Here is a 7,856-nt window from a genome sequence, read left to right as displayed (position 1 = left end):
GGCGGGCGCGCGACCGGCGGTGCTCAGCCCTTCGGCTCCAGCACGAGCACCGGGATCAGCCGGGACGTCTTCTCCTGGTATTCGGTGTAGGGCGGGTACGCCTCGACCGAGCGGTCCCACCAGGCCTGCCGCTCGGGGCCCTCGGGCAGCTCCCGGGCGACGTACACCCCGGTCGCGGTGCCGTCCTGCAGCTCGACCTCGGGATGTGCCTTCACGTTGTGGTACCAGGCGGGGTGCTCCGGCGCGCCGCCCTTGGACGCGATCATCGCGTAGGCGCCGTCGTGCTCGACCCGCATGACCGGTACGTAGCGCTTCGTGCCGGACTTCGCGCCGGTCGTCGTCACCAGCACGACCGGACGGTCCAGCACGGTCACGCCCTCGGTCGTCCCGCTCTCCAGGATCTGCTCGGTCTGCCCGCGCACCCAGTCGGTCGGGCTCAGTTCGGCTCTCTGTGTCATGCCGGTGGAGAACCACGAACCGGCGAAGATCATTCCCGGCATCCGGGTGAGAAGCGCCGGGGGGCTGGCGTGTCGCGCCGGACGGTGCCTACGGTCGGGGCACATCTGAACACGCGGGAGCTCCGGCGCGCGGGGCTGAGAGGGCGGACCGATCGGTCGCCGACCGCAGAACCGGCCGGGTAATGCCGGCCAGGGAGGACTGTCGTCATGACGACCGCTCACGTGCGCCCGCAGGTCACCACCGGGCCGATCGCCGGATCCACTAAGTCCTACGTGGACGGTCCGGACGGGATCCGGGTCCCGGTCCGCCGGATCGGCCTCTCGAACGGCGAGCACCACGACGTCTACGACACCTCCGGCCCCTACACCGATGCCGATGCGGAGATCGACGTGCGGGCGGGCCTGCCCGCGCTGCGCGCTCCGTGGATCTCCTCGAGGGAGCCGGGGACCCAGCTGTCGTACGCCAGGGCCGGGGTGATCACCACCGAGATGCGGTTCATCGCGATCCGCGAACGGTGCGACGCCGAGCTGGTGCGTTCCGAGGTCGCCCGCGGCCGCGCGGTGATCCCGGCGAACGTCAACCATCCCGAATCGGAGCCGATGATCATCGGCAAGCGGTTCCTCACCAAGGTCAACGCGAACATCGGGAACTCCGCGGTGACCTCCTCGATCCCCGAGGAGGTGGACAAGATGGTGTGGGCGACCCGCTGGGGTGCCGACACCGTGATGGACCTGTCCACCGGTTCCGACATCCACCGGACCCGCGAGTGGCTGCTGCGCAACTCGCCGGCCCCGATCGGCACCGTGCCGATCTACCAGGCGCTGGAGAAGGTGCAGGGCGATCCGGCGAAGCTGTCCTGGGAGGTGTACCGGGACACCGTGATCGAGCAGTGCGAGCAGGGTGTCGACTACATGACGGTGCACGCCGGGGTGCTGCTGCGGTACGTGCCGCTGACCGCGAAGCGGGTCACCGGGATCGTCTCCCGCGGTGGGTCGATCATGGCCGCCTGGTGCCTGGCGCACCATCGCGAGTCGTTCCTGTACACCCGGTTCGCCGACCTGTGCGAGATCCTCCGCCGCTACGACGTCACCTTCTCGCTCGGCGACGGGCTGCGTCCCGGATCGATCGCCGACGCGAACGACGAGGCACAGCTGGCCGAGCTGGCCACGCTCGGCGAGCTGACCCGGATCGCCCGCGCGCACGACGTGCAGGTGATGATCGAGGGCCCCGGCCACGTCCCGATGGACAAGATCGTGGAGAACGTGCGGCTGGAGGAGGAGTGGTGCGACGAGGCGCCGTTCTACACCCTCGGCCCGCTCGCCACCGACATCGCGCCCGGCTACGACCACATCACCTCGGCGATCGGCGCCGCCCGGATCGCCGAGGCCGGCACCGCGATGCTCTGCTACGTCACCCCGAAGGAGCACCTGGGCCTGCCGAACCGGGACGACGTGAAGATCGGCGTGATCACCTACAAGATCGCCGCGCACGCGGCCGACCTGGCGAAGGGGCACCCGCACGCACAGGCCCGTGACGACGCCCTGTCCCAGGCCCGCTTCGAGTTCCGCTGGCGGGACCAGTTCGCGCTGTCCCTGGACCCGGACACGGCGCAGTCCTACCACGACGAGACGCTGCCGGCGGAGCCCGCGAAGTCCGCGCACTTCTGCTCGATGTGCGGGCCGAAGTTCTGCTCGATGAAGATCACCCAGGACGTCCGGGACTACGCCGAGGCGCACGGGCTGACCAGCGTCGAGGCGATCGAGGCCGGGATGGACGAGAAGTCCGCCGAGTTCCGCGACGCGGGCGGCCGGGTCCACCTGCCGATCGCGCCGGCCGGGGACTGACCCGGCCGGGGCAGGTGCGGGACGGCCCGTCGGGGGGTCGTCCCGCACCGTGCTCAGCCGAGCGCGTCGAGATCGATCTCGGCCGCGAACGGCCGGTCGGCGGTGTGCCGGCCGGTGACCACGCCGCCGTCGGCGTAGCCGAACTCGCCGGCCAGGTGGCAGGCGAGCAGCGACACCGGCTCGCCCAGGTCGATGATCCAGTAGTGGCCGATCCCGGCGTCGGCGTACTCGCCGCGCTTGGTCACGTGGTCGGTCCGGCGGGACCCGGGGGAGAGGATCTCCACCGCCAGCGTCACCTCGGAGGCCCGGATGACGCCGCCCTCGCGGCGGACCCGGCGCCGCGCCTCCCGGTCGACGACGACCAGGTCCGGGCGCCGGACCGATCCGGGAGCGTCCGGCGGCGCGAGCTGGAGGTCCACATCGACCTCGGCGAGGACCTCGAGGTCGGCGGGGATGCAGCCGCGCAGCTGGAAGGCGAGTTCCATGGCGGCATGGTTGTGGTCGGGGGACGAGCCCGGTGACATGAGGATCTGCCCCTCGACGAGTTCGGTGTAGCCGGGTTCGACCTCGCCGATCGCCAGGTAGTCGGCGACGGTGAGCGGATGCGGCGGCGGCACCGGCCTGCGCCAGCCGGGCGCCGCGACGGACCCCGGGCCGGGCGCTGGATCAGAGGGTTGTGCACTCATCTGGCCTCCTCGACGCGGAGTGTCCCACGCGGCACCGACATCCCCGGCCGCCGCGACCGCGCGTCCCGGGTCCGGGTTACGGTCGGGTGCGCAGGTGCGGGAGCTCGCGGACGAGCGGGCTGAGAGGGCGGGGAGTTGCCGCCGACCGCGGACCGGCCGGGTAATGCCGGCCAGGGAGTGAGGACTCGACCATGGCCGAACCCACCGTCGGTACGACCCCGCCGCGGGTGCTGACGATCGCCGGCACCGACTCCGGCGGCGGCGCAGGCATCCCGGCCGACCTGCGTGCGTTCGCCGCCTGCGGGGTGCACGGCTGCGTCGCGGTGTGCGCGGTGACCGTGCAGAACACGGTCGGCGTCACCGGCGTGCACACGATCCCGGTCGAGACGATCACCGGGCAGATCGCGAGCGTCGCCGGGGACATCGGGCTGCAGGCCGCGAAGACCGGGATGCTCGCGACCGCCGGGATCATCGAGGCCGTCGCCGCGGCCTGCGACGACAACGGGATCGGCCGGGACCGGGCCACACCGCTGGTCGTCGACCCGGTCGCGGCGTCGATGCACGGCGATCCGCTGCTGGCCACCGAGGCGCTGGACGCCTACCGGCACACCCTGTTCCCGCGGGCCACCCTGGTCACCCCGAACCTGGACGAGATCCGGCTGCTCGTCGAGCACGACGTGCACGACCGGGACGGCCAGTACGCCGCCGCGAAGGCGCTGCACGCGCTCGGGCCCGGCGCCGTCCTGGTCAAGGGCGGGCACCTGACCGAGGACACCGACGGCTGCCTGGACCTGCTGTTCGACGGCGACACCTTCGTCGAGCTGCCCGGGCCGCGCTTCGACACCGGCAACACGCACGGCGGCGGCGACTCGCTGGCCGCGTCGATCGCCTCCGGGCTGGCCCGCGGGCTCGGCCTGGAGGACGCGGTGCGGTTCGGGAAGCGGTACATCGTGGAGGCCGTCCGGCACTCCTACCCGCTGGGCGCCGGGCACGGTCCGGTCTCGCCGCTCTGGGCGATCCGGCCGTGGTGGGAGGAACCGGGCCGCTGACGCGCGGTCGTTCGCAGGTTTCCTGATGGTCGGACTGTGCGGGGGATCGGGGCCGCAGATGCGGATCCCGCCCCGAGTAAGGGTGCCCTGACCTGCACGATCTTCCTGTTTCGCGCGTCGCATACGGCCCGGGACGGCTATACGCTCGGCGACGATGAGCATCTTGGGCACCCGCGTCGTCCGCACCGAGGATCCGGTCTTCCTCACGCGCGGCGCGACCTACACCGACGACCTGACCGACGAACGGCTGACCGGGGCGTTGCACCTGACGCTCGTCCGCTCGCCGCTGGCCCACGCGACGATCACCTCGATCGACACCTCGGCCGCCCTCGACTCGCCCGGCGTGGTCGCCGTGGTCACCGGGGCCGATCTCGACATCGCGCCGGCGCTGCTCTTCCCGGGCGCCAACAAGGCGATGACCCGGCCGTTCCTGGCGACCGACCGGGTCCGCTTCGTCGGCGAGCCGGTCGCCGCCGTGCTGACCGAGGAGTTCTACCAGGGCGAGGACGCCGCCGAGCTGGTCGACGTCGAGTACGAGCCGCTGCCGGTGGTGATCGACCCGCTGGCCGCCGCGAACGACGAGACCCTGCTCTTCCCGGAGGCCGGCACCAACACCGCCGCCGCCTACGGGCACGACTCCGAGCCCGACGCGGACTTCTTCGCCGGCTGCGAGGTCGTGGTGACCCGGGACCTGGTGAACCAGCGCCTGGCCGCCGCGCCGCTGGAGACCCGGGCCGCGAGCGCGTTCTGGGAGGGCGACCACCTCACCGTCTACATGTCCAACCAGAACGCCCAGGGCGGCCGCGACGAGGTCGCCGGCTGGCTGGGCCTGGACAAGGACAAGGTCCGGGTGATCCTGCCGGACGTCGGCGGCGGATTCGGCGCGAAGATCGGCTCCGACCCGGAGTTCGCGCTGGTCGCCTGGCTCGCCCGGCAGCAGGGCCGTCCGGTGCGCTGGAACGAGTCCCGCTCGGAGAACATGACCGGGATGGTGCAGGGCCGCGCCCAGCGCCAGACCGTGACGATCGGCGGCAGCCGCGACGGCCGGGTGACCCACTACCGGCTCGACGTCGTGCAGGACCTGGGCGCCTACCCGCGGCTCGGCACGTTCCTGCCGATGTTCACCCGGATGATGGCGCCGGGCACCTACGACATCGCCAACGTCGACTCGCGGGCCCGCGCCGTCGTCACCAACACCACCTCGATCGCCGCCTACCGCGGCGCCGGCCGACCGGAGGCCACCGCCGCGATCGAGCGCGCGATGGACCTGTTCGCCGCCGAGATCGGGATGGACCCGGCGCAGGTGCGCCGGCTCAACGTCGTCGCCCCGGAGAAGTTCCCGTTCCAGACCAAGGGCGGCGTCGAGTACGACTCCGGCGAGTACGCCAAGGCGCTCGACCTGGCGCTGGCCGAGTCCGGCTACGAGCGGCTGCGCGCGGAGCAGAAGGCGCGCCGCGAGCGCGGCGACGTCCGGCAGCTCGGCATCGGCGTGTCGTCCTACGTGGAGATCACCGGCGGTGGCGCCTACGCCGAGGACGCCTCGGTGCAGGTGCACCCCGACGGCACGGTCACCGTGCTCACCGGCACCTCCCCGCACGGCCAGGGGCACGCGACGGCGTGGGCGATGCTCGCGTCCGAGCAGCTCGGGATCGCGATCGACAAGATCACCGTCAAGCACGGCGACACCGACCTGGTGCCGCGCGGCGGCGGCACGATGGGGTCGCGCTCGCTGCAGACCGGCGGCGTCGCGGTGCACCAGGCGTCCGGTGAGCTGGTCGATCTCGCCAAGCAGCGCGCCGCCGAGCTGCTCGAGGCCAGTGTGGACGACCTGGAGCTCGACCCGGCGAACGCCGCGATCACCGTCGCGGGCGTGCCCGGGAAGTCGGTGACGCTGGCCGAGCTGGCGTCGCGCGAGGAGCTGAAGGTCGACACCACCTGGGACGGCCAGAAGCCGACCTTCCCGTTCGGCGCGCACGTCTGCGTGGTCGAGGTGGACACCGAGTCCGGCAAGGTCACCGTCGAGCGGATCGTCGCGGTCGACGACGCCGGCCCGATCCTGAACCCGCTGCTCTGCGACGGGCAGCGGCACGGCGGCATCGCCCAGGGCATCGCGCAGGCGCTGCTCGAGGAGGTGATGTACGACGAGGAGGGCCAGCCGCTCACCGGCACCTTCGCCGACTACGGCATCCCCTCGGCGGCCGAGCTCCCGAGCTTCGACCTGGTCGAGATGACCACCCCGACCCCGGTCAACCCGATGGGCTACAAGGGCATCGGCGAGGCCGGGACGATCGGGTCCACCCCGGCGACGCAGAGCGCCGTCATCGACGCCCTGTCGCACCTGGGCGTCACGCACATCGACATGCCCCTGACCCCGCTGCGGGTCTGGGAAGCCATTCAGGAGGCCTCCAAGTGAAGGTCGAGATCACCGTCAACGGCGAGCGCACCAGCGCCGACGTGGAGCCCCGGCAGCTGCTCGCGCACTACGTGCGCGACACCGTGGGGCTGAAGGCCACCAACATCGGCTGCGACACCACCTCCTGCGGCGCCTGCACGGTGCTGCTCGACGGCGAGGCCGTGAAGTCGTGCACCGTGCTGTCGGTGCAGGCCGACCAGCAGTCGGTCACCACCATGGAGGGGCTCGACGGCGCCGGCGACGGCCGGCCGGAGCACCCGGTCACCAAGGCGTTCCACGCCGAGCACGGCCTGCAGTGCGGCTTCTGCACCCCGGGCATGGTGATGTCCGCGGTGTCGCTGATCAGCCACGACAGCGACCTGGACGAGCGCAAGGTCCGGGAGGGGCTGGAGGGCAACCTCTGCCGCTGCACCGGCTACCACAACATCGTCCGCGCGGTGCTCGTCGCCGCCGGCAAGGACCCGGACGCCGAGCAGAAGGCCGAGGCGGAGTCCGACGCGCTGCGCACCGCACCGGGCTTCTCCCGCGGGGAGGCGGGCGCATGATTCCCCTCGCCTTCGACTACGCCCGCCCGGACACCCTCGACGATGCCATCGCGCTGCTCGCCGAGAAGGGCGAGGACGCCAGCGTCCTGGCCGGCGGCCACTCGCTGATCCCGGTGATGAAGGTGCGCCTCGGCGCGCCCGAGTTCCTGATCGACATCGGCCGGCTGTCCGAGCTGTCCTACATCACGCTGGACGAGGCGGCCGGCGAGGTCGCCGTCGGTGCCGGTACCAAGCACCGGGACGTGGTGGACTCCGAGCTGCTCGCGGCCGAGGTCCCGCTGCTCCCCGCGGTCGCCCGCACCGTCGGCGACCCGCAGATCCGGGCCCGCGGCACCCTCGGCGGCACCCTGGCGCACGCCGACCCGGCGGCCGACCTGCCCGCCGCGGCGCTCGCGCTGGACGCCACCATCGTGCTGCAGGGCCCGCGCGGCAAGCGGACCGTGCCGATCGGCGAGTTCTACACCGGCGTTTTCTCGACCGTCCGCGAGCCGGACGAGCTGATCGTCGAGGTCCGGTTCCCGCGCAGCGGGGACAAGGGGTGGGCCTACGAGAAGTTCACCCGGCGCAGCAACGACTGGGCGATCGTCGCCGTCGCGGTGTCGGACGACCGGATCGGCCTGGTCAACATGGGGTCGACGGCGCTGCGGGCCACCGCGACCGAGCAGGCGCTCGCGGAGGGGCGCTCGATCGCCGAGGCGGCCGCGCTGGCCGCCGAGGGCACCGAGCCGCCGTCCGACACGCACGGCACCCCCGCCTACCGGACGCACCTGGTGCAGGTGCTCACCCGGCGGGCGCTGGAGACGTCCCGCGGCGGGCGCTGACGCACGCACAGCGGGTGGCCCCCGGGCCGCCCGGACGGG

General features: G+C 72.5%; 7 protein-coding genes. 5 read left to right on the top strand and 2 right to left on the bottom strand.

Translation table 11 applies throughout. The annotated features are described in order from the left end of the window. Positions 1-23: 23 nt before the first annotated feature. Positions 24-458: a nitroreductase family deazaflavin-dependent oxidoreductase gene (locus ABD160_RS10795; RefSeq protein WP_344021078.1), complete on the bottom strand. Its 435-nt coding sequence runs from the start codon at positions 456-458 to the stop codon at positions 24-26. Positions 459-665: 207 nt separating this feature from the next. Here ABD160_RS10795 and thiC point away from each other — a divergent pair, with 207 nt between their 5' ends. Then, the gene (thiC, locus tag ABD160_RS10790) at positions 666-2,303 is read left to right on the top strand and encodes a phosphomethylpyrimidine synthase ThiC (RefSeq protein ID WP_344021076.1); all 1,638 of its coding nucleotides are present in this window, start codon (positions 666-668) and stop codon (positions 2,301-2,303) included. A gap of 53 nt (positions 2,304-2,356) precedes the next feature. Here the strand turns inward: thiC and ABD160_RS10785 are convergent, their stop codons facing one another. Continuing rightward, positions 2,357-2,989, bottom strand: coding sequence for a Uma2 family endonuclease (locus ABD160_RS10785; protein ID WP_344021074.1), 633 nt, complete (start codon positions 2,987-2,989; stop codon positions 2,357-2,359). A gap of 191 nt (positions 2,990-3,180) precedes the next feature. Here ABD160_RS10785 and thiD point away from each other — a divergent pair, with 191 nt between their 5' ends. From thiD to ABD160_RS10765, 4 genes are all read left to right on the top strand, one after another. Beyond that, the gene (gene thiD, locus ABD160_RS10780; protein WP_344021072.1) at positions 3,181-4,038 is read left to right on the top strand and encodes a bifunctional hydroxymethylpyrimidine kinase/phosphomethylpyrimidine kinase; all 858 of its coding nucleotides are present in this window, start codon (positions 3,181-3,183) and stop codon (positions 4,036-4,038) included. A gap of 154 nt (positions 4,039-4,192) precedes the next feature. Continuing rightward, positions 4,193-6,451: a xanthine dehydrogenase family protein molybdopterin-binding subunit gene (locus tag ABD160_RS10775; RefSeq protein WP_344021070.1), complete on the top strand. Its 2,259-nt coding sequence runs from the start codon at positions 4,193-4,195 to the stop codon at positions 6,449-6,451. Then, positions 6,448-6,996 (top strand): (2Fe-2S)-binding protein, encoded by a 549-nt coding sequence (locus ABD160_RS10770; RefSeq protein WP_344021067.1) that lies wholly within the window; start codon positions 6,448-6,450, stop codon positions 6,994-6,996. Before ABD160_RS10775 ends, ABD160_RS10770 begins: the two co-directional genes overlap by 4 nt. Beyond that, positions 6,993-7,817: an FAD binding domain-containing protein gene (locus ABD160_RS10765; protein ID WP_344021065.1), complete on the top strand. Its 825-nt coding sequence runs from the start codon at positions 6,993-6,995 to the stop codon at positions 7,815-7,817. The genes ABD160_RS10770 and ABD160_RS10765 overlap by 4 nt, the downstream gene beginning before the upstream one ends. Positions 7,818-7,856: the final 39 nt, after the last annotated feature.

The organism is Pseudonocardia kongjuensis (assembly GCF_039526905.1).
In the GTDB taxonomy this organism is placed as follows: domain Bacteria; phylum Actinomycetota; class Actinomycetes; order Mycobacteriales; family Pseudonocardiaceae; genus Pseudonocardia; species Pseudonocardia kongjuensis.
The sequence above is the reverse complement of the archived record's forward strand: the minus strand, read 5'-3'. Positions and strand labels throughout refer to the sequence as shown.

Excerpts from the sequence above, each read along its gene's own strand:
- ABD160_RS10795 (WP_344021078.1), bottom strand. The coding sequence starts at position 458 with ATGACACAGAGAGCCGAACTGAGCCCGACCGACTGGGTGCGCGGGCAG.
- thiC (WP_344021076.1), top strand. The coding sequence starts at position 666 with ATGACGACCGCTCACGTGCGCCCGCAGGTCACCACCGGGCCGATCGCC.
- ABD160_RS10785 (WP_344021074.1), bottom strand. The coding sequence starts at position 2,989 with ATGAGTGCACAACCCTCTGATCCAGCGCCCGGCCCGGGGTCCGTCGCG.
- thiD (WP_344021072.1), top strand. The coding sequence starts at position 3,181 with ATGGCCGAACCCACCGTCGGTACGACCCCGCCGCGGGTGCTGACGATC.
- ABD160_RS10775 (WP_344021070.1), top strand. The coding sequence starts at position 4,193 with ATGAGCATCTTGGGCACCCGCGTCGTCCGCACCGAGGATCCGGTCTTC.
- ABD160_RS10765 (WP_344021065.1), top strand. The coding sequence starts at position 6,993 with ATGATTCCCCTCGCCTTCGACTACGCCCGCCCGGACACCCTCGACGAT.